This window comes from Bacillus sp. AR8-1 (assembly GCF_008042345.1).
Lineage (GTDB): Bacteria > Bacillota > Bacilli > Bacillales > Bacillaceae_G > Bacillus_A > Bacillus_A cereus.
In genome coordinates this window covers 19097-45092 of sequence record NZ_QNUB01000023.1, presented here as the reverse complement: position 1 = coordinate 45092, position 25996 = coordinate 19097, and the positions used below count along the sequence as shown (strand labels likewise).

Below are 25996 nucleotides of genomic sequence, written 5' to 3'. Positions count from 1 at the left end.
ATTACGCCTCCATTACTAATAATTGTGGGTCATTCAATAGACGTTTAATTTGGTTTAACGCTTTTTGAGCAGTTGCGCCGTCAATTAAACGATGGTCAAAGCTTAGAGATAATGCTAATACTGGAGCTGCAACGATCTCACCATTTTTCACAACTGGTTTTTCAGCGATACGGCCGATACCAAGGATTGCTACTTCTGGGTGATTGATAACTGGAGTGAACCATTGTCCACCTGCAGAACCAATGTTTGTAATTGTGCAAGAAGCACCTTTCATTTCAGTTGGAGCTAGACGACCTTCACGTGCTTTACCAGCAAGATCATTGATCTCGTTAGAAATAGTGAAGATAGACTTACGATCTGTATCTTTAACAACTGGTACTAATAGACCTTTGTCTGTATCAGCTGCGATACCGATGTTGAAGTAATGTTTATGAACTACTTCTTGAGATGCATCGTCTAAAGAAGTGTTTAACATTGGGTATTCACGTAATGCAGATGTTAAAGCTTTAACAACGTATGGAAGGTAAGTTAATTTAATACCTTTGTCAGCTGCTACTGCTTTGAACTTCTTACGGTGAGCAACAAGCTCAGTTACATCAACTTCATCCATTAATGTTACGTGAGGAGCTGTATGCTTAGAGTTAACCATTGCTTTCGCAATCGCTTTACGGATACCACTCATTTTCTCACGAGTTTCTGGATATTCACCAGCTGGAATTGGTTGTGCTTTTGGTGCTTCTTCTTTCGCTGCTGCTGGAGTAGCTTCTACTGCTGCTGGAGCCTCAGTTGCTGCTACAGTTTGTCCACCATTTGCAAATGCATCGATGTCAGCTTTTACGATACGGCCGTTCTTACCAGTACCAGCTACTTTATGAATGTCTACACCTTTTTCACGAGCGTATTTACGAACAGATGGCATAGCGATTACGCGCTCATTTACTACTTCTGCAGTTGCTGCTGGAGTAGCTTCCGCTGCTGGAGCTTCTACTGCTGCTTCTTCAGCTTTTGGAGCTTCATCATGATCGTCACCTTTAAATTTAAGGTTTTCGTATCCAGGAGCATCAAATTTAATTAATGTATCTCCTACGATTGCAACTGTTCCTTCTTCTACAAGTACTTCAAGTACTTTACCTTTAACAGGAGAAGGGATTTCTACTACTGCTTTATCATTTTGCACTTCAAGAAGTACATCGTCTTCATTTACTTCATCGCCTGGTTTAATAAACCATTTTACGATTTCACCTTCGTGGATACCTTCACCGATATCTGGTAGTTTAAATTCAAATGCCACGGAATTCAGCCCCCTGATTCATTTCATTATTATGGAATATGTACAAAAGAAACCAGCATGTGCTGATTTCTTTTGCACATGAAAAACTAAAAATTAGAAGTTCATTACTTTGTTTACAGCTTCAACAATATCCTTGTGGTTTGGTAACCATACGCTCTCTGCTTGAGAGAATGGGAATACTGTATCAGCAGCTGCAACACGTACAACTGGAGCTTCTAAGTTTAAGATTGCACGGTCGTTAATTTCCGCTACAACGTTAGCTGCAATACCAGCTTGTTTTTGAGCTTCTTGAACTACAACTACGCGACCTGTTTTTTCAACAGAAGCGATGATTGTTTCGATATCTAATGGTTGAACTGTACGTAAGTCAACAACCTCTAAAGAGATACCTTCTTTTTCAAGTTCTTCAGCAGCTTTTAATGCAGCGTGAACCATAGCACCGTAAGCGATAACAGATACATCTGTACCTTCACGTTTGATATCAGCTTTACCTAAATCAATTGTGTATTCGCCTTCTGGTACATCTTGACGGAATGAACGGTACAATTTCATATGCTCTAAGTAGATAACTGGATCGTTGTCACGAATCGCAGAGATTAAAAGACCTTTAGCATCGTATGGAGTAGATGGAATAACAACTTTTAGACCAGGTTGTTGAGCCACTAATCCTTCTAAGCTATCAGCATGTAGTTCAGGAGTATGAACACCACCACCGAATGGAGAACGAACTGTTACTGGAGCAGTCCAACGTCCACCAGAACGGTAACGCATACGAGCCAATTGACCAGAAATTGAATCCATTACTTCAAAAACGAAACCGAAGAATTGGATTTCTGGAACTGGACGGAATCCTTCAAGTGCAAGACCAACTGCAAGTCCACCAATACCAGACTCTGCAAGTGGAGTATCCATTACACGATCTTCACCAAATTCAGCTTGTAAACCTTCAGTAGCACGGAATACACCACCGTTTACACCAACGTCTTCACCAAATACAAGTACATTAGGATCATTTTTCATTTCAACGCGTAAAGCATCAGTGATTGCTTGAATCATTGTCATTTGAGCCATGGCTTACTTCGACTCCTTTTCTTTGTAAATTTCATATTGTTCAGCTAAGTTGTAAGGCATTTTTTCGTACATGATTTCCATTAAATCAGTTACTTTTTGTTTTGGAGCTTGGTCAGCCTTAGCAATTGCTTGTTTGATATCTTCTTTTGCTTCTTCGATTACTGTCTCTTCAACTTCTTGAGACCATAGGCCTTTAGCTTCTAAGAACTTACGGAAGCGTACGATTGGGTCTTTTTGTTCCCATTCGTTTTCGATATCTTTTGTACGGTAACGAGTTGGGTCATCACCAGCCATTGTATGTGGACCGTAACGGAATGTTAAAGTCTCGATTAAAGTAGGGCCTTCGCCATTTACTGCGCGCTCACGAGCGAAAGCAGTTGCTGCGTATACAGCTAATGGATCCATACCGTCTACTTGAATTCCGTAAATACCTGCTGCTACTGCTTTTTGTGCTACAGTTTTAGCTGCAGATTGCTTTTCTACTGGAGTAGAAATTGCATAACGGTTGTTTTGAACAACGAAGATTGCTGGAGCTTTGAATGCACCTGCAAAGTTCATACCTTCGTAGAAGTCACCTTGTGAAGCACCACCGTCACCAGTGTAAGTAATTGCAACAGATTTTTTACCACGTAGTTTCATACCTAACGCAACACCAGCAGTTTGGATGATTTGCGCACCGATAATGATTTGTGGAGCTAATGCATTTACATTCTCAGGCATTTGGTTACCCATGAAGTGTCCACGAGAGAATAAGAATGCTTGGTATAATGGTAATCCGTGCCATACTAATTGTGGTACATCACGGTACCCTGGTAAGATGAAGTCTTCTGCTTCAAGTGCGAAATGACTCGCTAATTGAGAAGCTTCTTGTCCAGCTGTAGGTGCGTAGAAACCTAAACGTCCTTGACGGTTTAAAGAAATAGAACGTTGATCTAATACGCGTGTATACACCATACGACGCATTAATTCTTTTAATTGATCATCAGATAATTCAGGCATAGCTGCTTCATTCACAACTTCACCGTTTTCATTTAAAATTTGTAATGTTTCAAATTGAGCTGCGATAGCTTTCATTTGCTCATCAACATTAAATAGGGTCTTTTTTGTTTTAGTACCCATTCCGTTCACCTCTTCCTCTCTTGAACCATATTCTGAAACGCTTTCACTGGCTATTTTCCAGTTTAAAAAGCGCAACGATGTAAACCAACATGTTTGTCTGTCGGTTGAGAATAATTTTGTGTACCTAACAATCTGTACTAATGTTTTTTCAGAAACATATTAATACAATCTTGATCACGTTTTTTAGTTTACAACTATTCTAATTACGATGTCAATTACTTTGAATACGTTTTTTTATAAATAATATGCAGGTTTCTACTACACAAACGTGTTTTTATTTTTTACATCTGTATTAGTAAGCATTGACCTACTGTTATATTATTCCCTTTTTCACTTATTTTTTCTCTTAGAATAATATGTAAACGATTTAATTCTCTTTAGTTTTTCTCTCTTCGTAACAAAAATATACAAACTACTCTTCCTTTTTTAGGTAAATACCTATACATTTCCACCCCCTCTTCCATACATTATAGTAACCGCAGTATTAGCGGGAAATGATAAAGGAGGTCATCTCATGTACGGATACTCATATTGCTATCCAACTTGTTCATATCCTTCCTACGGTTATGGCGGTTCTTGTGGCGGGTCTGGACGCGGCTTCGCCTTAATCGTTGTGTTGTTTATTCTTTTAATTATCGTTGGTGCTGCTTGCATTCGCTAATGTAAAACGAAACAACTATGGAAAGAAAAAGACGGCTTTGCCGTCTTTTTCTGTTTATCACATACATAACTACTCTATAATAGAAAGATTTCCAAAATGCCTACCCTTTCTTGCCGATGACTTTTTCCCTCTCCTTTGGTAGACTAAAGAGGAAAGGAGAGATTACATATGCTTACAATGAAAGATGTTATTCGCGAAGGAGATCCTATTTTGCGCGACGTTGCAGAAGAGGTGTCATTACCGGCAAGCGAAGAAGATACAACTACCTTAAAAGAAATGATTGAATTCGTAATAAATAGCCAAGATCCTGAAATGGCTGAAAAATATAGTTTACGCCCTGGAATCGGATTAGCGGCTCCGCAAATCGGTGTTTCCAAAAAAATGATTGCAGTTCATGTAACCGATGCGGATGGTACATTATATAGCCATGCATTATTCAATCCAAAAATCATTAGCCATTCTGTTGAACGTACATATTTACAGGGTGGTGAAGGCTGTCTATCTGTAGACCGCGAAGTACCTGGTTATGTTCCTCGTTATACAAGAATTACAGTAAAAGCAACTTCTATTAACGGCGAAGAAGTAAAATTGCGTTTAAAAGGTTTACCAGCAATCGTATTCCAACACGAGATTGACCATTTAAATGGCGTTATGTTCTATGACCATATCAATAAAGAAAATCCTTTTGCCGCTCCTGATGATTCCAAACCTCTAGAGCGATAATAATAAAGAGGCGGAAGATTAACTTCCGCCTCTTTATTATGAAATGGGTTCCATATTCACTTATAGCAATCCAGCCCACTTTAGTCCATGATATATACCGTCTTCACTAACATCCTTTGTCACATGATTTGCAAGTTTTTTCAAGTCTTCATGGCCATTTCCCATCACAATACCTGTGCCAACGGCTTCAATCATTTCTAAATCATTTAAACCATCTCCAAATGCATACACTTGATCACGATTAAAACCTAACTTTTCAATGTATTTCTCAATTCCTTTTGCCTTAGAACCACCATTCGGAATGATATCCATTGAATATGCATGCCAACGAATAAAATGAAAATCTGGATAATGATTAATAAACTTTTCCTCTTCATTTACTTCACAAAAAAGTAGTGTTTGATAAATATTACGTTCCTCATAAAAATTAGGCTCATATGCTGGATGCTCAAAGTTTAAGCTTCCAAAGCCTTCTTTCACATAATCATGATATTCCACTGATGCTCTCATATCTTGATGGTCAAGATATACAAGTGGATATCCTTCTTGTTTTGCAAACTGAGTAAACTTATGTAAAGCATCTGGATGTAACGGATTATTAAATATTACCTCATCTTCAAAGACAACGTATTGTCCATTAAAACTAACATAATTATGTATATCAAGTTCCTTACGAATATCTTCGAACATAAATGGCGCGCGCCCTGTCGCAATTGCTACATGTACACCTTTTTCTTGTAACTGTTTTACTGCATCTCGTGTAGATTGTGGAATTTTTTTATCATGATCTAATAATGTTCCATCAATATCAAAAAAGACAATTTTATCATTCATTTGTCAAAATCCTTTCTGGCACTCTATATTCCTATTTTGAATATCACTTTTCAAATTCTAAAAAAAAGTATAACATATTAAACATCTGTGAAGAAAGCGTTCCCTTTCTGACCTTATTTGTAAACTTTGCATATATATATTAGTAAAACATGTGGATACTTGTTCGGATGAATTTTCTTTTCCATTCTTCCTCATACTATACCTATAACTAACGGCTACTAATCGTTACTATAGAATACCTTTCACTGTATGGGAAAGGACAAGACTCACCATTCACTTTTGTCCTATCTCTTATATCAGAGATAGAATTCTCACTAGTAATATGCATGTTTAAAATAAGGAAAGGAAGGAGTAATCATGCTGAAGAAGCTGAAGAAAAAGCTCAAGCGTTATTTAAACGGTCTAGTCCGTAAAAAGACAATCGCTTAAATTGTGCCCATTTCGGGCTTTTTCTTCATTCTCATTCGAAAAAACATGAAAATCGTGACTGTTTGCTTTATAATAAGTAACAGATAATGCAAAACATAGACAAGGAGAGGTTTTCCAAATGATTTTTAAAGTATTTTATCAAGAAAAATTAACTGAGGTTCCAGTACGTGAAAATACAAAAGTTTTATATTTAGAGGCTACGTCTGAAAAGGATGTTCGTACAAAATTAAATAAGTTCGCATATAATATCGAGTTTGTTCAGTCTGTTACTGGCGCTCATCTTGAATATGAAAAAGAAAACGCTGATTTAACATTAGCGGAAATCGTATAGCGATATGAAATTTCTAAAAAACGACCAAGTTGCTGTATTTGCTCTCGGTGGGCTTGGTGAAATCGGTAAAAATACATACGCTGTTCAATTTCAAGATGAAATTATTATAATTGATGCTGGAATTAAATTTCCAGAGGACGAACTTCTCGGAATCGATTATGTAATACCAGACTACACTTATTTTGTGCGAAACGAAGATAAAATTAAAGGGTTATTCATTACACATGGTCACGAAGATCATATCGGCGGAATCCCTTACCTATTACGTCAAGTGAACATCCCGATTTACGGCGGAAAATTAGCAATTGCACTCATCAAAAACAAATTGGAAGAACACGGCTTACTTCGTAAAGCAAAACTTTACGAAATTCAAGAAGATGACGTTATTAAATTCAAAAAAACGTCTGTATCCTTCTTCCGTACAACTCACAGTATTCCAGATTCGTACGGCGTTGTTGTGAAAACACCTCAAGGTCAAGTTGTTCATACAGGTGATTTCAAATTTGATTTCACACCAGTTGGTGAACCAGCTGATTTAACAAAAATGGCTGAAATCGGTAAAGATGGCGTGCTATGTCTATTATCTGATAGTACGAACAGTGAAGTTCCAAACTTTACTATGTCTGAGCGTCGCGTTGGTGATAGCATTCAAGACATTTTCCGTAAAGTAGACGGACGGATTATATTCGCAACCTTTGCATCAAATATTCACCGCTTACAACAAGTTATTGAAGCTGCTGTTGAAAACAACCGTAAAGTAGCTGTGTTTGGTCGAAGTATGGAAGCAGCGATTGAAATCGGACAAAACCTTGGTTATATTCGTTGCCCGAAAGATACATTCATAGATGCATCTCAACTAAACCGCTTACCAGCTAATAAAGTTGTTATTTTATGTACAGGTAGTCAAGGTGAACCGATGGCAGCACTTTCACGTATTGCAAACGGTACACACCGCCAAATTCAAATTATTCCTGGAGATACAGTTGTTTTCTCTTCTTCACCAATTCCAGGAAATACAATTAGCGTAAGTCGTACAATTAACATGTTGTACCGCGCTGGCGCTGATGTAATTCACGGGAAACTTTCAAATATCCATACAAGTGGACACGGTGGACAAGAAGAACAAAAATTAATGTTACGTCTAATTAAACCGAAGTACTTCATGCCAATTCATGGTGAATATCGTATGCAGCGTATGCACATGAACATAGCAAATGATTGTGGTATCCCTGAAGAAAATTGCTTCATTATGGATAATGGCGATGTTCTTGCTTTACGTTCTGATGAAGCTAGCGTAGCTGGAAAAATCCCATCTGGTTCGGTCTACATTGATGGAAACGGTATTGGGGATATCGGCAATATCGTATTACGAGATCGTCGTATCCTTTCTGAAGAAGGACTTGTAATTGTAGTTGTAAGCATTGATATGAAAGAATTTAAAGTTGCAGCAGGACCTGATATCATCTCACGCGGTTTCGTTTACATGCGTGAAAGCAGCGATTTAATCAATGATGCACAAACATTAATTACAACTCATTTAGAAAAAGTAATGGAGCGTAAAACAACACAATGGTCTGAAATTAAAAATGAAATTACAGACACATTAGCTCCATTCCTATATGAGAAAACGAAACGCCGTCCAATGATTTTACCAATCATTATGGAAATATAAGAAAAAGGACAATGCTATGAAGGCATTGTCCTTTTCTTTTCTCTTATCTTAAAAAGTGTTTAAATCGATCCACTTCATCGTCATGACCAATGACAATTAATATATCTCCTGCTTGAATATTCTCCGTAGCCCGAGGGGATACGATAACTTCTTTACCTCGTTTAATTGCTACAATATTCAATCCAAACTTCGCACGAATATCTAATTCAATTAAAGAGTGCCCATCAATTTTTTTATTCGCAATAATCTCTACAATACTATGCTCATCTGAAAGCTCAAGGTAGTCTAACACATTGCTTGATGCAATATTATTAGCAATCCTTTTTCCCATATCACGTTCTGGATGCACAATATGATCTGCACCTATTTTACTTAACACTTTTTCATGATAATCATTTTGAGCTTTTACAGTAATATTTTTTACACCCAATTCTTTCAAAATCAAAGTAGTTAGAATACTTGAATTTAAATTATCTCCAATAGCAACGACTACGTGATCAAAATTTCGAATACCAAGGCTTTTTAATACCATCTCATCTGTTGAATCTGCAATTACAGCATGCGAAGCTATATTTGCAAATTCATTAATTTTATCCTCATCTGAGTCGATTGCCATTACTTCCATACCTAATTGAGCTAGTTCTCGGCAAATACTTCCACCAAAGCGACCAAGTCCAATGACAGCAAATTCTTTTTCTTTCTCACCCACAGGAATTCCTCCAATAACTTCAAGTACTATTTATTTTCAGTGTAACACACTTTATATGCGTCACAAAAACTGTAATTAGCTCTTATTTTTGTTTTTGTATATAAAAATATTGTTGCAAGTAAAAAGCGATACCAACAAGTAACATAGCAAATACAAATATATTTCCAAACGAACTAAATGTTTCAAAAACGAATAATAATGTTTCTTGACCAAAAAAGGCAAATAGAAGCTGTATGAATGCAAATAACAACGCCCATATGTAATGATGTTGATGGAATAAATAATGCGTTGCACCTAAAAAAGCAATAAACGAAAAGATAAAGATCCACCAATTTTCTAAAAATAGTTGCCAACTAGAAAATTGATATCCATTTACTAATATCGCAATAAGCGCGATAACTGCCATCGTCGGCACACTCCAAAATAATGCCCGTCCTCTAAAGAAACGAGTGCCTTTAACATCACCTTTTTCATGTGCAATATATGTTAGTACTACTGTGCTTATATACAAAACAGAAAGAATTGTTAAAACGATAATAAGCCAAAAATGTAATTGATAATATTCATGTTCTATATTTGTCACGATTGCAGCTAACATGCATGGAATTAACATTCCCGTCCAACCATCTACTTTTCTTTCATTCCAAAAGACCGTATTACCAATCCTTATTCCTAACAACATAAAAATAATGATACCTAATACAAATAACGTAGTTTTATTCCCTACTAAACTCGTTGAGAAAGCAATTAATCCAATAAATAAAAAGAGCACAAACCCATTCATAATTTCTAGTACAGGTGATAAATATCTCTTCACCCATTTGTATGTTTCGTCATATTCATTATTATCGACTAAACGATAGGCATAAAAACTTATCCCAAAATAAACCGCCGCAATAATAACATACGCATATAAGACGAAACATAAAATCGCACTGCTAATTTGCACGTAATTCCCCACCCTTTTTTCTATGTTTCACATTGATTTTACACACTTTTCATACTAAAAGTAAACATATATAAGTTAGTCAAATAATTAATAATGAGCAGTGGCTAAAAACCCCCTGCTCATTATTAAAACAGTCCAATTAACTTTATTCTTTCATTTGTATGTAAATGTCTAAAATCACTCTATACGAGCGTTACTTACACCTCATAACAAAAAGTTTTTTGGAACCTTCAATAAAGCGGAAGTTTTATTTTCTATTCCCTTTCCACTTTACATATTGGCTTAAAAATGTAATTGCCTTTTCAATCACTTCTTCGTCTGGTTTTAATTTTGCATGATGTAAACCATATTCTGAATTTACTCCAAGCCAAAACATAAATCCAGGGATTTCTCGAAGCATATAACCAAAATCTTCACCTGTCATTGCCTCAGTACATGTAATAACATTCATATCTGTTTGTTTATGTACAAATTGCATAAACTCTCTTGTTAACTCTTCATGGTTATATACTTGATGATACATTGCTCCGTAATCTATAATCGCCTCACACTGGAAAGAAGCTTCGATACCTGCAACAATTGCCTCAATTCTGCTTTTCACACGCTTCATTGATTCCACTGATAATGTTCGAATCGTTCCTTCTAAACGAGATTTTTCTGCAATAATATTTTGAACCGTACCACCTGTAATTTTCCCGATTGTAATTACTGCACTATCAAGAGGATTTACATTGCGACTAATAACGGATTGAAGCTGTGTAACAAGATGACTCGCTGCAACAATCATATCATTTGCAGTATGCGGATAGGCAGCATGGCCACCTTTCCCTTTTAAATCAATATATAATTCTGAAGTATTAGCAAATAACAGTCCTTCTTTCGTTGCAATTGTCCCTACAGCGTATTCTGGTGCAATATGAAGACCAAGAATTATATTTGGTTTCCATTCTTTTAACTCTTCACTTTCTAACATAGGAAGAGCACCGCCTGGTCCTTCTTCTGCTGGCTGGAATAGAAATACAAGGTCATCATCTATTCTTTCGCTCACAGCTTTCGTTAGAAGGCCTAAACCGATTGTTGTATGTACATCGTGGCCACATGCATGCATCATTCCTTCATGAATAGAAGCAAACTCATATCCAGTTTCCTCTGTAATTGGCAGACCATCTATATCTGCACGATAACCTATTATTTTTTCTGGATTTTTTCCATTTACTTTAACGATTACACCCGTTTTCCATGTCTTCACTTCCACAAATTCAAGAGAAAGTGTTCCTATATAATCTAAAATATACTGTTGTGTTTTCCATTCCTTAAATCCAATTTCTGGAATTCTATGTAGATCTCTACGAATTTGGACAAATTTGCTTACTGTCATTTTTGCACCTCTATCTATAAAAAGCGTAAGAGCCCATTTACGCTCTTACGCTTTTTTTACTTTTTATTTCTCTGGGTTTAATTGACGAAGCTCTTGTTTAATTTCTGTTTTTGCTTTTGTCTTCTCATCAATTTCTTTAATTACACGTGCTGGAGTACCTGCAACAACTGTGTATGGAGGCACATCTTCTGTTACAACAGCTCCCGCTGCTACAACTGCACCTTTACCTACTGTAACACCCTCTAAAACAACTACGTTTGCACCGATTACTACATCATCTTCAACGATAACTGGTTTTGCAGAAGGTGGCTCAATAACACCTGCAAGTACAGCACCTGCACCTACGTGACAGTTTTTACCGACTGTTGCACGTCCACCAAGTACTGCGTTCATGTCGATCATAGAACCTTCACCAATTACAGCACCAATGTTAATTGTTGCATTCATCATAATTACAGCGTTGTCACCAATTTCAACATGGTCACGAATAATAGCACCTGGCTCGATGCGAGCTTTAATACCTTTTAAATCAAGCATTGGAATTGCAGAATTACGACGATCGTTTTCTACAACGTAGTCAACGATGTGCTTATTATTCTCATCAAGAATTGTCTTAATTTCAGACCATTCTCCGAATAATACACCTGATTTTTTATTCACAAATGCTTGTACTGTTTCAGGGAATGTTACTTCTTTTAAATCCCCTTTTATGTATACCTTTACAGGAGTTTTCTTTTCACTTTTTTGAATAAACGAAATAATTTCGTTAGCGTCCATCATTTTCATTCTTGTTGCCTCCTAAATCCATTTATAATGTTACTCTACCAAACGAAAGAGCGAGTAGCAAGATAATAATCTTATTTTTCCCTTTGAATTTCTTCTATAATTTCTAAAAATGCTTGTACTTGCTTCAACTGCCTTGCCGAGTCACTTGTTAACAACCATGTTTCTCTCGTCAGTTGAACAGGTGTTTTATACATATTTTCCTGTACTTCCTTTAAAACAGTAGAAGGTAAAAGGGCGTAACCTATACCATTTAAAACAAGTTGTTTGCATGTTTCAATTTGGTCAACTACAATCGTTCGCTTAGGCGGATTAGAAAATAAACCATACCACCAATTTTGTATTTGTCCATAATAAGTTGAGTCACTTTTAAATTGAATGAACGGTCTATTTGTTTCTTTTAGCATCGAAATATCTTTTATTTCTTTATCAACTAAATACAGTTCATCTTCAAATAATTGTTGCTTTTGACCTTTATATTCTTGTGTTCCCCTCAGTATAGCAACATGAACGTCTCCTTCATAAAACTGCTTTTGCACTTCACTACTCCATCCAGTAAACAGCGATATCTTTACAGAAGGATATTTATGCACAAACTTTTTCAAAACAGGAGGGAGCCAATATTGACCAATAACTGATGCAACAGCTATTTTTAAAGTTCCATGAGTTTCCGTTCTAAAAACAGCTAGCTCACTTTTTATATCCTCTTCCTTTTGCAACATTTCTTTGGCATAATTTGCAACTTTTTCCCCTTCAGGTGTAATTGTCAATCCTTTTTGTGAGCGAATAAAAAACTTCATTCCCCATTGTTTCTCCATAGATTGTAATCGTTGACTCAGCGCAGGTTGTGAAACAAATAAACGTTCCGCCGCTTTTCTCATATTTGATTCCTGAGCTAACACAACCATCATTTGAAAATCATCAATTTGCAACTTTCTCCCTCTTTCCTTAGCTTCCATACACCTTATTCCATTAAGCTTTCATTCAGAAAATACAATTTTTCAGCGCAAACTTCCCTTATGTTTTATGTCTTTTTTAATATAATACATACACAAGTGATATGCACGAAAAAAAAGTGACTTCTTCGTTTCTATGAAGTCACTTTTCTCACGTTATCGATTATGTTGCCTTACTTTCTTATTCAACAATTTTAAAATAGCCCGACGTGTTAAAATCCCCTCAAAATAGCCTTCTTCATTAACAGCGCAAATAAAAGGATGATCAATTGTCATTTCTAAAGCTTTTGCAAATGAATCTTCTAATTTAAGAAAAGGTATATCTTCCTTCATCACCTGCTCTACTTTCATATCATCAAGTCTTTCAAACTCAATACGCTCTAATCCTAACATACCATCTAATATCATGGCCGTACTAATCAAACCATGTAATTTATACATTGGATCTAAGACAGGTATCGCCGAATATCCAGATTTCACAAGAACGAGTAAAGCATGTTCTAAACCATTTCCAATTTGGACATGAGCTACTTTTTCCGATGAAATCATTAAATCCTTCACAAGAATTTGTTGAAATTCGTCTTTCGGAATACTAATCATATTACATCCCCCATTTTCCCTTTTTCCCTTTTTCCTGCTTATGTTCATAACTCTATTCACATTTTATGACAGCGTTTTCATATTATTATTTTGTCCTAAATTTATTTCAATAAAAATACAATCACACAGCTATTTTAGCATACAGCACAAAAAAAAGACTACCATTCCGGTAGCGCTTAATACCCTTTATTTTTTAATCTGTAAAATAACCTTGTGATTTTTTTATATTGCATCACATCTGTCTGTTTCAAACCATTCTCAATGTCCGTAAGTTCCACAGCTAAAATTTCACTTGCATAATTTTGCTGAAATAAAATATCTAGTAGTAAACTTTCTTCTTCCTTCGTTAAAACAACTTCCCTTTGCATATACCCCTCTCCTTACACTCGCATCGTTACTCACTCTTATTATATAAAAAATTTAACCTATTTAATAGATGTAATATTCAGTTTTTACCAAAAGATATGTAGCAATTATAAACATACAAAAAATCATTTCGTATATCGATTTGCATAACTAAACGCCGCATAAGCATCCGGCTTAATTTTTGCAGTTAATCCCATCGCTCGAATTTTTTCTGTCATATCTAAAATAAATTCTCTTGTTAAACCATCATTCCCAATGTCTAAATGAATTTCCATTATGAATCCAGCCCCATCTTGAGCATAAGGATGCAATAACTCCCATATTGTTTGTATATGAGTAGGCGTAAATAGACATGCGATTTCTTGACTAAACTGCGTTTCTAAATATATTTTCTCACGTAAGGTCGCTGGCTTATCTTTTACTGATCTATGGTGTAAACAACCCCAGGCACCTTTTCCAACACGATGAATATGGATTGCTGTAATAAACCTCGTATCCTTTTGATGCGCTTGCGAGTCTGTCCCAATGGATAATCGATACAAATTTCGCGGATCCTTTTCAATGAAACTACAAATACGGTTAAAGACCATATCAAAATTTAAATGTCTCTCTGAAACATTGTAAAATTTATGTGCACCGTCCACAGAGTCACGTCCTTTCAATTAGACAGACTTTTCGTATTCTCATTGTATGGGACAAAAACTAAAATTATAACTTCCTATCCTTTATTCGTTTCAATATTTCGAATTACAAAGTGACAAACTTGACACGTATAAATTACATTTTGATTAGATTGAGCCGTTAATACATGAATAATCTCAGCAGAACTTTGACAATTAGGACAAATCACAACTGGTAAACGTTCCATACGATAACCTCCTAGTTATATTTCTCCCGCTATTTGCAGAACCCAGCAATTGTGAGAAGTTTAGCTTCACATATTCACCCGGTTGACGGGACTACTTATCCACATGGATAAGCAAACTTGCACGGATTAAATTTTCATTCTAATACCATTGTAGGAAAAATAAAAAACTTCTATACATTACGCTGGAAAGTAATAGAACTAAAAAAGGTACTGCCATATGGCAGTACCTTTTTTATATGTATCAAGAAATGATATCGAAAATATGAAAAATAAAAAACTTCTATACATTACGCTGGAAAGTAATAGAACTGTACTGCCATATGGCAGTACCTTTTTTATATGTATCAAGAAATGATATCGTAAATCTCAATTGCAACCATGTCGATATTATCGAATTGGTACACTTGAGGTTTTTCACCTTGTTGATACACTTCTAACTCATACATTTCACTTTTATCGAAAAATTTCACGCTACATTTGCGCTCACCGTTCACTTCAAAATAGCGTTGTGCTACTTCACCGCTTTCAGCTTGTTCTTGTAGACTAACAAGTCGAGTTAAAATTCCTTGGAGTAGAGACATGAAATCTCTCCTTTCTCTGATCTTCCTACCAATAGGTTTTACAGCTATACTCATTCTATCCGTCATAACAGAAAAAATGTTCCACACTCTAGGATAAAGGTTATTAGCCAGAAACTCAACTAAAATTTGTCGAAATGCGAAGGAAAAAACAGAAAGAACATATTTCCCCTTCTTTATTGCGGTTTTTATACTGGAAGAATATAATAAAAAACAGAAAAAGGGAGGAATTACAATGAAAAAAATTGAGGTTTATACACAACCTGATTGTCCGCCATGTGTTATTGTGAAAGAATTTTTGAAGCATAATAACGTTGCATATGAAGAATTTGACGTAAAAAAAGACGCTGCTGCTCGCAACCGTCTTTTAAACGACTATGATTCCTATTCAACTCCAACAGTCGTAATTGATGGCGAAGTAGTTGCAGGTTTTCAAATTGAAAAGTTACAACAACTACTCAATATAGAATAGGAATAGGTAAATACCTATTCCTATTCTTATCCCGCTGTTTGTAGATAGTAAAACTCCCACTAATTAAAAGTTTCACTTTATAATTGTTGCAACCTTTTTATTTCAGTTAAAAGTTCCTGACTTTCATGATATCCTGCTAACTTCCATTTATCTTGATCCCTTTTCAATGTTACAATTTGATATTGTCCACTTTTTGTCCGCTCATATACATATAAATTTTTATGCTCTTGATCATACGACATTTTCGTTTCTGAATTAAAAGAAAACGGTGCTTCTTTTGCCGGAAGTAAATATTCACCACTTTGTTTATCACTTCTGCTATTTTCATCTGTAAATACTTGAAGGAAATTATCTGTAAAATACGGTGATAACGTCTCTATCATCTTATTCATCGGCAAATGCTTCCCACGAATTGAAAACTGGGTTTCATAGCCTTTTTGTATCGTTGTAAATACTTCTTTCCGATCAACTTCCACTTCCTCTTTCCCTAAAACAGTCGTAACACTATAACCAACTAGAAAGGCAACACATACAAATAGAACAAGCCATATTCCATATTTCCTCATTTTTTCACCTTCCTTTTAAAAGAACTTGTCTTTGTAGTATTCATTGTAACAATGATTATGCAAAGAAAGGACAGATTTCGTTCGTAAAATCTTTACAACGATAGACAGCATTTTCATCACCATTTTCACTATTACCAATTTATGATAAAAACAAACAAAAAATGCACGAATCTCTTCGTGCATTAAAATAAAACATCTTCTTCATATAAATACTCATATGATAAATCTATAAATAAAAAGTTGTCATCATCTATTGGAAAAGAAAATGTTCGTACCATTTCGCCCGTTTCGATATCTGCATATAAATCTGAAAGCCTTGCCTTATTCTCAAAACGCATTTTCATGATATTCTCGAGAAAATACGGGCGCCAACTCCAGTTCTTCATATAATAATCCGGCATCACAATCCATTCTCCATCTTTTTTCATAACATTTCCTGATTGTTGGAAACCATCTTCATTACAAATAAATATGCGAAAACTATACTGTGATACACTTTGACTAAATTGTAATAACCAATCATTGATATCTTCATTCTTTTTTTGTTTTGATAAAACATCGCCAATTCGATCGCGTAACATCTCTGTTAAATTATAAATTTTTTGTAACTTCTTCTTTTCATGCTGAATAAACTGATGACATTCATTACCAAGTCGCTCTTTCAAAACATTCGTTTCAATAAAATCAGGTAAACATTCTTTCAAATAATTACCTTGATAATATCTTCCACCGTTTTTCCAAGCATATTGCAATTGATAAAAAGCATCTATTTCTTCATATAACAAGGTTGCACCAATTCTTCTAGCAAGTAATGATAAAGAATATAAAATATCTTGATAAGATTGTAAAAGTGCTGTTTGCCTTAAGTTCGTTAAATCTACTTTTAAAATATCAGGTGCTAACACGCTAATACGCTCTAAATTACTTGTGCCCGTTCCGACCTTATTAATCGAAATTTGAATACCATATGTACGATAATACATAAGCAAATGATTAAATTGCTCTATATCTTCTTTACATTCATGCTCTGTAATCTCTAAAACAATTTGTTTTAAATTTAAACCTTGTTCTTCATACCTCAATAAAAGTTGAAGCAAGCTTTCATCATCATCATTCATTAATACATTAGCATTCCGATGTATAAATAATAATAATTTTTGATCGCTTTCTAAATAACGATTTAAAGCTTTTTCTACTATAATATTATCCGCTTCCAGTTGAAATTCACTTGGAATCGAATCATCGTGAAAGAAAGAAGCTAAACTTTGTATGCCCTCTTCTGTTTGAATACGTCCTACTACTTCATATCCAATTACAGTATGCTCATCAGCACTAAAAATAGCTTGATAATAAGGAAGGACTTTATCCAAGTTACTCATTACATCTAATGCATCTATCAACGTGCTTCCCTCCCTTTACTTTTCAAAAATTATAACATGATATTTACGGAAAAATAATAAAAAATCCCTTCAGTTTTCCTGAAGGGATTAGAGGGGTAAAATGCTAAGGGGAATTAGCAATTCTACTATGAAGAAAAAAGAGGTCTTAAATATAACGTATATATGACCTCTTGTAAACACTTTTCTTTCATATGTCACAATTCCGTCACATTTAACCATAAAAAAATGAATCAAACATTCATTTTTTATCCCTTTTAAAATGGATATTGATGTAAATGTTGTCCTCCATCCATTGTCATGCAAGTTCCATTTATGTACGCCGCTTCATCTGAGCATAAATAATAAGCTAGACCAGCGATTTCTTCTGGCGTACCCAGCCTTCCAAGCGGAACACTTTGTATCGTACGCTTAGCCATTTCTTCTGAAATCCATAATTTATCAGCACCGCCCGTACGTTCAATTGGTCCTGGCGCGATAGCGTTAACTCGTATTCCATATTTACGCCCCCACTCAACAGCGAGCGTCTTCGTCATCGCTAATACCCCTGCCTTCGCTGCAGCCGAATGAATCACTCCTGGACCTGCATCCCATGCATATGTTGCTACCATGTTAATGATATTCCCTTTTATACCTTTTTCAATCCAATATTTTCCGACAGCATGACTACAGTAAAACGTACCGTTTAACACAATATTAATGACTGAATTCCAGCCATTCACAGATAAATCTTCTGCTGGACAAATAAAGTTTCCAGCTGCATTATTTATTAAAACATCAATTCTACCAAACTTCTCATCAATCTGTTCAATCATTTTCTGAATGTCATCCGTATTTCTTACATCCATTTGTACAGGTAATACTTGCCCTGGAAATTGTTCAATTTCCAACTTTGTTTCCTCTAGTTTTTCCTTTGTACGTCCTGTAATAACAACTCGTGCCCCTTCTTTTGCAAAACGAGTCGCCATTCCTTTTCCCATTCCACTCGATCCACCTGTTATAATAACTACCTTTTCTTTCACATACATCCCCTCCAAAAAATGAATACACATTCATTTTATCACTTTATTTAATAGAAATCTTTATATTTTTAAACTTTTCTGATATTTTAGCGTAAAGAACTTTCTTTTTATTCATTTTTTTTCGTAATCTATACTACTTTTTTATTATGTAAAGTATATTTTAAATAAACTGAAAGGAGATTTGAGTAGCCTATAAATGGAATAAAAACATTGAGGTATACTCATATTTTTATGAAGCACATTACAAGAAGAAATTTTTTAAAAATTGGTATGCGTACTTGTCTCTATTCATTTATAACCAGTAGCATCGGATACTACTATGCTAAATATATAGAGCCCCATTTCATTTCTTTTACACAGCACACATTAAAATCACAACTCATCCCAAAAAGTTTTCATGGTATAAAAATTCTTCAATTCAGCGATTTACATCTCGGATACTATTTCTCGCTTCAACATTTATCTAAAGTTGTTTCTAAAATTAATGCTGTAAATCCAGATATTGTCCTTTTTACCGGAGATCTCATTGATAATTATCAAACGTATACTGATACTCCTTTCGTTGCATCCATTTTAAAAAATATACAAGCCCCCTTCGGTAAATTCGCTATTTATGGTAACCATGATCACGGTGGATATGGAACTGAATACTATGAGCACATCATGCGTGAATCAGGATTTGAGCTATTGCTCAATAGTGAAAAAAGAATTCATCTAATGGATAATAGTGAAATTTCTATTTTCGGTCTCGATGATATACTATTAGGCAAACCAAAAATAGAGAAAACATTAGAGCATGCACGGCAAAGTACTTATAACATTGTTCTTGTTCACGAACCAGATATCGCGCCCCAAGTTTCTAAATATCCAATCAACTTGCAACTTTCTGGTCATAGTCACGGCGGACAAGTACAAATTCCTTTTTTAGGACCTATTATTACACCAGCACTCGCCAAAGACTATATTGAAGGCTTCTATACAATTCAGGATTTAACTCTCTATGTCAATCGAGGCCTCGGAAGAACACGTGTCCCATTCCGTTTTATGTCAAAACCTGAAATTACACTTTTTATACTTCAACATTCGTAATAATTCGCCTATTTTCTTGCATATCCTTTCTTGTACGCGCTCATCCACGTTTCATTTACCATATGATGAAAGTGAGTCCAATAAAGGAGGTATGTTCATGTATCCATATTATCAACCAATCCCAGTCCGTTCAGCACCTATTGGTCCAGTAGGCGACTCACGCTTCTTCCCGTTTTTTGGCGTTCCTTTTCTAGCTGGAATTGCTGGTGGATTACTCGGCGGAGCATTAGCTTTCGGCCCTCGACCATTTTACCCACCTTATCCACCACCTTTCCCGCCGCCAGCACCTTATCCTTGTTACGGTGGACCATGTCAGCAACCATACTATTACTAAGTTAAAATAACGATTCTTTCAAATGTTATTCTCTCAACGAACCACCTTATTACACGCTTATAATAAAACTATTGTTTCTACTCATCCTTCCATTTTGGGAGCATAGGAGTAGAAAAAAGTAAAAACCTCTTATGGACATAAGAGGTTTTTACTTTTTTCATTTTTCATTATTCAGCGTCTGTATTTTGATACGCCATCTTAAACAACTTCACTTTAATAAAACTATTGTTTCTACTCATCCTTCCATTTTGGGAGCATAGGAGTAGAAAAAAGTAAAAACCTCTTAAAGAGGTTTTTACTTTTTTCATTTTTCATTATTCAGCGTCTGTATTTTGATACGCCATCTTAAACAACTTCACTTGGCTATCAATTTCTTCTGTACTACCATTAATAACATAATAGTAATCACCATCTTTATTTTGTTCACGTGTTTTCACATTATCAGCTAATGTAAGCTGTAAAATCGCCTTAATTCGTGCCTTCATTTCAATATCTAATATCGGGAAAGATATTTCCACTCGCTTCTCCATATTTCGCGTCATCCAATCAGCTGAAGATAAATATATTTTCTCCTCGCCATTATGATGGAAATAATAAATACGGCTATGTTCTAAATATCTTCCAACAACACTAACTACACGAATATTTTCACTTACATTTGGAATACCAGGTCTTAGACAACATGTTCCTCGAACAATGAGCTCTACCTTTACTCCAGCTTGTGATGCTTCGTACATTTTTTTAATTAATGGTTTATCTGTTAATGAATTCATCTTAGCGATAATGTATCCATTTCCATATTGCCTATGATAACGGATTTCTTCATCTATTAAATCCATAAATTGCTCTCTTATATCAAATGGAGCAACCGATAAATGATGAAAATGTGGCTTTGTTGTATAACCACTTAAATAATTAAAGAAATTGGTTGCATCAACCCCAAAGTCTTTTCTTGATGTAATATACCCAAAATCAGTATATAACTTCGCTGTTGCATCATTATAGTTTCCAGTTCCAAGATGTACGAACCTTTCGATTTTTCCGTTTTTTCTTCTTACAACTAACGTAATTTTACTATGCGTTTTCAAGTGACTGACACCGTAAATAACATGACAGCCTGCCTGTTCCAATTCTTTAGCCCAATGAACATTGTTTTCTTCATCAAACCTTGCCTTTAATTCAACTAATACCGTCACTTGTTTTCCCTTTTCAGCCGCTATCTTTAACGCCTGAATAATCGGTGAATCACCACTTACACGATATAACGTTTGTTTAATCGCAAGTACATTCGGATCGTCTGCCGCATCACGGACAAAATCAACTACCGGCTGAAATGATTCAAAAGGATGATGTAATAAAATATCATGCTCAATTGCTTTTTCAAATACATCTTCTTCATCACCTAAATCTTGAGGCGGTTGCGGAATAAGAGCCGGATATACAAGATGTTCATATAAAGGAGCTAGTTTTTTATATAAAGAAAACAAACATGTTAAATCTAATGGGCCATCCATTATATATACATCTTCATCTTTTACTTCCAGAACCTCATATAATAACGCTAATACTCTTTCATCAATGTGTTCTTTCCCAACTTCTAAACGAACAGCAGCTCCCCACTTACGCTTTTTTAATTCTTTTTCAATTACCTTTAATAAATCTCTCGCACCTTCTTCATGAATCGTTAAATCTGCATTGCGTGTAATACGGAAACGAGTAACAGATGATACTGTATATCCCGTAAATAATTTATGAGTAAAGCTACTAATTACGTCTTCTAATAAAATAAATTTATGCTTTTGCCCTTCGCTCGGTAAAATTATGAAGCGCTCAAGTAATGAAGGAACTTGTACAATCCCTAACTTCGTCCTGTTTTCTTCTTCCGCTTGCTTCTCATCATATAAAAGAGTAGCCAAATTCAAACTTTTGTTTAATAACATTGGAAATGGGCGATATGCATCAATAGCTACAGGAGTTAACACCGGAAAAATTTGCTCGTCAAAATACTCTTCTATAAATTCTCGCTGCTCTTTCGTCAAATCATTGAATGTTAAACGTTCAATTCCCTCTAACTCAAGCGCTGGTAATACATAATTTTTAAATGTATCATATTGTACTGTCATTAGTGCATGGGCTTTTATCGCAATTTTATTTAATTGCTTTTTTGGTGTTAAGCCAGCTTTATTTTCTGGCTGATTAAATCCAGCACTCACTTGATCCTTTAATCCCGCTACACGTACCATAAAGAATTCATCTAAATTCGAACTAAAAATACTAATGAATTTCAATCTTTCCAAAAGTGGATTATTTCCATCTTGCGCTTCTTGTAGTACACGTTCATTAAATGCTAGCCAGCTTAGCTCTCGATTATTGTAATAAGCTGTATCATTTAAATCTACTGCATTCCCCTTCGATAATTCCATTCTCTTCACACTTCCCCTTGAAACTTTTTTACTATAATTTAGTTAATTTCATTTTATCAAATTACAATATTACAAAGTGTAAATTTTTCGTAAAGACATCCGTACAACCTAATGTTTTAGTTCAAATAATAAATTAACATTCGTTTTTAATACTCTTTCTAACTGTTTTTTTTGTTTTTCAACTTGCACTTTTTCTGCTAATGCAGACTGTTCACATAAAACTTTCAACGTTAATCCCTCTTCGCTTTCTGTTATAGATATGGTATCAACAAGCGATCGTTGTCTTACATTTAAAGTAGCTGAAAATTGTAAAACAGCTCCTAATAGGCGGATTTTTTTTTGTTCACTTTTATCAAACCAACCTTCAAATGGAGATAAATGTTGTTTAAATAGCATTTTTGATTTATAAGATGCAATAAGTGCTAACCTTACTCGATCTTTATGCATCATGCCATCAATTGTCTTATTCGCTAATAAATAAAACGTATGTAAACGGCTCGCTTCTTCGTCTATATATTTGCCTATATTAAATACTTTCGCTGCTTGATGGAACACTTCCCAGTCTTTTACTGACATAGAAATAAGCCCTATTTCCTCAAGTTGTTTGCAAATTAGTCTTCCATGTTTAATAAGTTGAATTACAAATTCCATATCCATTTCGTATTCATGTGATAGTAAATGCAAACTTTCTTCAACTACGTTCGGATAATATGAAATCCCCAAATCTTTTGTCAACTCTTCATAGAAAACACCTTCTCTTAACCCTTTTCTACTTAATACAAATGCCGGTGCCTCTATAACATGAACAAGTGTATGAAATACTTCAACCGCTGGAATAATCGTATCCGCTCGATCTTTTGCCAATCCTTCCAATTTCTGAAGTTCTATGAACGACAATTTTTCCAATTCATCTTTTACATTTTCAATATCTTCTTCTTTCATCTTGTATAAATGTAATCCTGCTATAGGATAACATATTAAATTTTGATGGATTTTTACTAAGTTCCTCGCACTACCACCAATTGCAATAAGAGGCAATTTCTTATTGCTTAACCATGGTAACGTTCGAAATTGAAACTCTAAATACCGTTGCATTCCTTCTAACTCATCTTTAGTAGGAATATCACCTTTAATAAATTGTTGCTTTAAAGAAAGTGCCCCAAAAGGAAAACTATGGTACTCTAAAATCTCTCTATTTCTAAAGTATGTAACTTCCGTACTTCCCCCACCAATATCTACCGTTATTCCTTCTGAAAACGATGTAGAATTCATAACCGCCAAGTATCCGTAACGCGCTTCCTCATACTCTGATAATACTCTAAGAGTAAAGTCCGTTTGTCCTTCAATAAGCTTTTTAATTTCCTCTTGATTCTCAGACTGTCTAATTGTTGCTGTTGCAACACAAAGTACATGATGCAACTGATGGAACCTTGTACTTTCTTGAAATTGAAATAATGTCTGTAATAATACTTCTATTCCCTCTTCATTCAACACACCATCAATTAAGTAATTCCTTAACCTAGCAACCACTTTCGTATTTTCAATCTCTTTATAAAAACCTCCATTTTGCTTTTCATAAATAACTAAACGCATTGTATTAGATCCAATATCTATAATGGCATACTGTTGTTTTAATATTTCTTTCAAACTTCTCACTCTTTCATTATCAAATTTCAAAAACATATTCTATTACTATTATACAAAATAGTTGTTTTTTGTAACAATATTGCTTTAATATTGAAAATATATACAATCACTTTTTGCATATAATAAAAACCTCTTTTATTTATGGTATAATAATGAAAAATTGAAAGGAGATTCAATATGAAACCCTCACAACCACAATCTCAATTACAAAACCAACATTCTATTAATCGACTAGCTCAATCTATTTTCGTTGTGAATCGTCATGCTAAAGCAGCTACTAATCCTAAATATTTATACTGGTTAAAAAAGACAGCTTTAGAACGTTTGATTGCTGAAAAAAAAGCAATTAAAGAAGGATTACATTTTTCTAGAAACCCACGTTTTAGCCAACAACAATCTGATGTCCTTATACGTTTAGGCGATTATTTTTTCCACATCCCTCCTACGAAAGAAGATTTTCGAATTCTACCGCATCTTGGTCATCTTGAATCCTCCTATCGAAATCCGAAAACAACCTTATCTTTAACAGTAGCAAAAAAAACACTTCAAGATTATATTGGTCCTGAAGCATTGAAACAAGAAAAAAAATTAAGTGAACCTGTTCCATGGTATAGTCGTACTTATACAAAAAAATAAAACAGTTTGGCCAAGTGTAGGCCAAACTGTTTTATTTTTTCTCTTCCTTAATTTTAATATTTGCTTGTTTATAAAAAGCTACTTTTTCTGTATTATAAGACTTTGTGAATTCATTAAATTTATCTTTTTCTGACTCAATATCCTTATAAGATTGATTTACTACTTTTACTTTTTCACTAATATCTTTTAATTTAGTACCTTTATCTTGTAACATTGTGTATAACTCTTTTTCTTGTTTTAAAGATTTATTATAGCTGTCATACATTTTATTAAATGAATCGTGTCGTTTCTCATAGGTGCTTTTCACTTTATCAGCTTGATCTTTCAACTTATTATCTTCAATTTTCTTCACATACTTATCAGCTGACTTCACTTCTTCTTGCGCTTTATTTAAAGCCTCTTTTTCTTTTGTAAGTACTTTTTCTCGTTCAGTTGTATTCTTTGCTGCTTGATTCAATTTTTCTTTAACAGTTTGATTATTATCTTTTCCTTCTTGCACAATCTGGTTATATAATTCTTGTCCTTCTTTCTCTAAAGCCTCAAGTTTTTTTGCATCTTCAAACATTGTTTTTTCTTGTTTAGCAGCGTTTTCAAACGCTACATATAATTCTTCTTCTGGTTTCGGTCCAAAACAACCGGCTAATAAAGTCATTGATAATGCAGTTATAATTGCTAATTTACTATATTTCAACATCTCTTCCTCCTATTTATAAACGACCATCGTGTAATATAAAAAAGTTATAAAATATGTAATTGTTCTATACACTCGCATCTTTTTTACGAAGATCATTAATATTGTTTGTACGAATTATTACTTAATATTACATTATTCTTTTTGAAGTATTTAGCAGTTCCATATCCATCTTTAAGTATAGTTCTTCGTGTTTTTTAAAACCTGTTCACACTATGTATTACCTTAATGGCCACAGAATTTCACCTCAGTCTTAATAAGACTATAATAGTTCACCTGATAAAAGGTGATCGTTCCGCTCTCACGTCTATCATTCCCTTTCCAGCTTTCTATCAAATAATCTCTTTGTTCATTTTACACAGTACAATCGATATCTCGCAACAACTTACAAATATTCTTTT

The 25996-nt window shown here is 34.7% G+C and carries 28 protein-coding genes; 8 read left to right on the top strand and 20 right to left on the bottom strand.

Going from position 1 to position 25996, the window contains the following annotated elements; all coding sequences use genetic code 11:
* Position 1 precedes the first annotated feature (1 nt).
* The 3 genes from pdhC to pdhA all read right to left on the bottom strand — a co-directional run bounded on the left by pdhC (position 2) and on the right by pdhA (position 3481).
* Complete coding sequence (pdhC, locus tag DN400_RS18175; RefSeq protein WP_000863420.1) at positions 2 to 1291, bottom strand: pyruvate dehydrogenase complex dihydrolipoyllysine-residue acetyltransferase; 1290 nt, start codon at positions 1289 to 1291, stop codon at positions 2 to 4.
* Positions 1292 to 1384: 93 nt separating this feature from the next.
* On the bottom strand, positions 1385 to 2362 hold the full coding sequence (pdhB, locus tag DN400_RS18170; RefSeq protein ID WP_000068163.1) for a pyruvate dehydrogenase complex E1 component subunit beta: 978 nt from the start codon (positions 2360 to 2362) through the stop codon (positions 1385 to 1387).
* Between the two features lie 3 nt (positions 2363 to 2365).
* Positions 2366 to 3481 carry a pyruvate dehydrogenase E1 component subunit alpha gene (gene pdhA / locus DN400_RS18165; protein WP_000536895.1) on the bottom strand — a complete coding sequence of 372 codons (1116 nt, stop codon included), beginning with the start codon at positions 3479 to 3481 and terminating at the stop codon, positions 2366 to 2368.
* A gap of 514 nt (positions 3482 to 3995) precedes the next feature.
* On the opposite strand from pdhA, the gene DN400_RS18160 reads away from it, so the two are divergent.
* Positions 3996 to 4142, top strand: a complete 147-nt coding sequence (locus DN400_RS18160) for a YjcZ family sporulation protein (RefSeq protein ID WP_000274562.1) — start codon at positions 3996 to 3998, stop codon at positions 4140 to 4142.
* 168 nt (positions 4143 to 4310) lie between these two features.
* The gene (gene def / locus DN400_RS18155) at positions 4311 to 4865 is read left to right on the top strand and encodes a peptide deformylase (protein ID WP_000957039.1); all 555 of its coding nucleotides are present in this window, start codon (positions 4311 to 4313) and stop codon (positions 4863 to 4865) included.
* 60 nt (positions 4866 to 4925) lie between these two features.
* On the opposite strand, the gene DN400_RS18150 is transcribed toward def, so the two are convergent.
* Positions 4926 to 5699: a Cof-type HAD-IIB family hydrolase gene (locus tag DN400_RS18150; RefSeq protein ID WP_000998269.1), complete on the bottom strand. Its 774-nt coding sequence runs from the start codon at positions 5697 to 5699 to the stop codon at positions 4926 to 4928.
* A gap of 547 nt (positions 5700 to 6246) precedes the next feature.
* On the opposite strand from DN400_RS18150, the gene DN400_RS18140 reads away from it, so the two are divergent.
* A complete protein-coding gene (locus DN400_RS18140; protein WP_000576435.1) occupies positions 6247 to 6459 on the top strand; it encodes a DNA-dependent RNA polymerase subunit epsilon in 213 nt (70 codons plus the stop codon).
* Positions 6460 to 6463: 4 nt separating this feature from the next.
* Positions 6464 to 8131 carry a ribonuclease J1 gene (gene rnjA, locus DN400_RS18135; RefSeq protein WP_000670375.1) on the top strand — a complete coding sequence of 556 codons (1668 nt, stop codon included), beginning with the start codon at positions 6464 to 6466 and terminating at the stop codon, positions 8129 to 8131.
* 43 nt (positions 8132 to 8174) lie between these two features.
* Here the strand turns inward: rnjA and DN400_RS18130 are convergent, their stop codons facing one another.
* The 10 genes from DN400_RS18130 to DN400_RS18090 all read right to left on the bottom strand — a co-directional run bounded on the left by DN400_RS18130 (position 8175) and on the right by DN400_RS18090 (position 15321).
* Complete coding sequence (locus tag DN400_RS18130; protein ID WP_000504032.1) at positions 8175 to 8840, bottom strand: potassium channel family protein; 666 nt, start codon at positions 8838 to 8840, stop codon at positions 8175 to 8177.
* Between the two features lie 82 nt (positions 8841 to 8922).
* Positions 8923 to 9789, bottom strand: coding sequence for a hypothetical protein (locus DN400_RS18125; protein WP_001167322.1), 867 nt, complete (start codon positions 9787 to 9789; stop codon positions 8923 to 8925).
* Between the two features lie 247 nt (positions 9790 to 10036).
* Complete coding sequence (locus DN400_RS18120) at positions 10037 to 11167, bottom strand: N-acetyldiaminopimelate deacetylase (protein ID WP_000218677.1); 1131 nt, start codon at positions 11165 to 11167, stop codon at positions 10037 to 10039.
* A 63-nt stretch (positions 11168 to 11230) separates the two neighbouring features.
* Entirely contained in the window at positions 11231 to 11953 is a 723-nt protein-coding gene (gene dapD / locus DN400_RS18115) for a 2,3,4,5-tetrahydropyridine-2,6-dicarboxylate N-acetyltransferase (RefSeq protein WP_000783241.1), read from the bottom strand.
* Between the two features lie 71 nt (positions 11954 to 12024).
* The gene (locus DN400_RS18110; protein WP_002094125.1) at positions 12025 to 12909 is read right to left on the bottom strand and encodes a LysR family transcriptional regulator; all 885 of its coding nucleotides are present in this window, start codon (positions 12907 to 12909) and stop codon (positions 12025 to 12027) included.
* Between the two features lie 153 nt (positions 12910 to 13062).
* Positions 13063 to 13506: a cyclic-di-AMP-binding protein CbpB gene (cbpB, locus tag DN400_RS18105; protein ID WP_000623573.1), complete on the bottom strand. Its 444-nt coding sequence runs from the start codon at positions 13504 to 13506 to the stop codon at positions 13063 to 13065.
* Between the two features lie 176 nt (positions 13507 to 13682).
* Positions 13683 to 13874 carry an antirepressor AbbA gene (abbA, locus tag DN400_RS18100; protein ID WP_001188692.1) on the bottom strand — a complete coding sequence of 64 codons (192 nt, stop codon included), beginning with the start codon at positions 13872 to 13874 and terminating at the stop codon, positions 13683 to 13685.
* A 123-nt stretch (positions 13875 to 13997) separates the two neighbouring features.
* Entirely contained in the window at positions 13998 to 14516 is a 519-nt protein-coding gene (locus DN400_RS18095; RefSeq protein WP_000348490.1) for a ribonuclease H-like YkuK family protein, read from the bottom strand.
* 74 nt (positions 14517 to 14590) lie between these two features.
* Positions 14591 to 14740, bottom strand: a complete 150-nt coding sequence (locus tag DN400_RS29565; protein WP_000440540.1) for a hypothetical protein — start codon at positions 14738 to 14740, stop codon at positions 14591 to 14593.
* Between the two features lie 344 nt (positions 14741 to 15084).
* Positions 15085 to 15321: a YkuJ family protein gene (locus DN400_RS18090; RefSeq protein ID WP_000055151.1), complete on the bottom strand. Its 237-nt coding sequence runs from the start codon at positions 15319 to 15321 to the stop codon at positions 15085 to 15087.
* A gap of 232 nt (positions 15322 to 15553) precedes the next feature.
* On the opposite strand from DN400_RS18090, the gene DN400_RS18085 reads away from it, so the two are divergent.
* Positions 15554 to 15790, top strand: a complete 237-nt coding sequence (locus DN400_RS18085) for a glutaredoxin family protein (protein ID WP_000717873.1) — start codon at positions 15554 to 15556, stop codon at positions 15788 to 15790.
* A gap of 77 nt (positions 15791 to 15867) precedes the next feature.
* On the opposite strand, the gene DN400_RS18080 is transcribed toward DN400_RS18085, so the two are convergent.
* The 3 genes from DN400_RS18080 to fadH form a co-directional block, all read right to left on the bottom strand.
* A complete protein-coding gene (locus DN400_RS18080; RefSeq protein ID WP_001233805.1) occupies positions 15868 to 16356 on the bottom strand; it encodes a DUF3993 domain-containing protein in 489 nt (162 codons plus the stop codon).
* 182 nt (positions 16357 to 16538) lie between these two features.
* Complete coding sequence (locus DN400_RS18075; protein ID WP_000564307.1) at positions 16539 to 17756, bottom strand: EAL domain-containing protein; 1218 nt, start codon at positions 17754 to 17756, stop codon at positions 16539 to 16541.
* 254 nt (positions 17757 to 18010) lie between these two features.
* Complete coding sequence (fadH, locus tag DN400_RS18070; RefSeq protein ID WP_000660913.1) at positions 18011 to 18775, bottom strand: 2,4-dienoyl-CoA reductase; 765 nt, start codon at positions 18773 to 18775, stop codon at positions 18011 to 18013.
* Positions 18776 to 19006: 231 nt separating this feature from the next.
* Between fadH and DN400_RS18065 the strand changes: the two genes are divergently transcribed.
* Entirely contained in the window at positions 19007 to 19864 is an 858-nt protein-coding gene (locus tag DN400_RS18065; protein ID WP_065229349.1) for a metallophosphoesterase, read from the top strand.
* A gap of 97 nt (positions 19865 to 19961) precedes the next feature.
* Positions 19962 to 20198 carry a hypothetical protein gene (locus tag DN400_RS18060; RefSeq protein ID WP_000283738.1) on the top strand — a complete coding sequence of 79 codons (237 nt, stop codon included), beginning with the start codon at positions 19962 to 19964 and terminating at the stop codon, positions 20196 to 20198.
* Positions 20199 to 20512: 314 nt separating this feature from the next.
* Here DN400_RS18060 and DN400_RS18055 read toward each other — a convergent pair whose 3' ends face one another.
* Positions 20513 to 22621 (bottom strand): polyphosphate kinase, encoded by a 2109-nt coding sequence (locus DN400_RS18055; RefSeq protein WP_000423549.1) that lies wholly within the window; start codon positions 22619 to 22621, stop codon positions 20513 to 20515.
* Positions 22622 to 22729: 108 nt separating this feature from the next.
* Positions 22730 to 24304 (bottom strand): exopolyphosphatase, encoded by a 1575-nt coding sequence (gene ppx / locus DN400_RS18050; protein WP_065229299.1) that lies wholly within the window; start codon positions 24302 to 24304, stop codon positions 22730 to 22732.
* 141 nt (positions 24305 to 24445) lie between these two features.
* Here ppx and DN400_RS18045 point away from each other — a divergent pair, with 141 nt between their 5' ends.
* Positions 24446 to 24904: a YkyB family protein gene (locus DN400_RS18045; protein ID WP_000804864.1), complete on the top strand. Its 459-nt coding sequence runs from the start codon at positions 24446 to 24448 to the stop codon at positions 24902 to 24904.
* A 31-nt stretch (positions 24905 to 24935) separates the two neighbouring features.
* On the opposite strand, the gene DN400_RS18040 is transcribed toward DN400_RS18045, so the two are convergent.
* Positions 24936 to 25598 (bottom strand): YkyA family protein, encoded by a 663-nt coding sequence (locus tag DN400_RS18040; RefSeq protein WP_000922465.1) that lies wholly within the window; start codon positions 25596 to 25598, stop codon positions 24936 to 24938.
* Positions 25599 to 25996 lie beyond the last annotated feature (398 nt).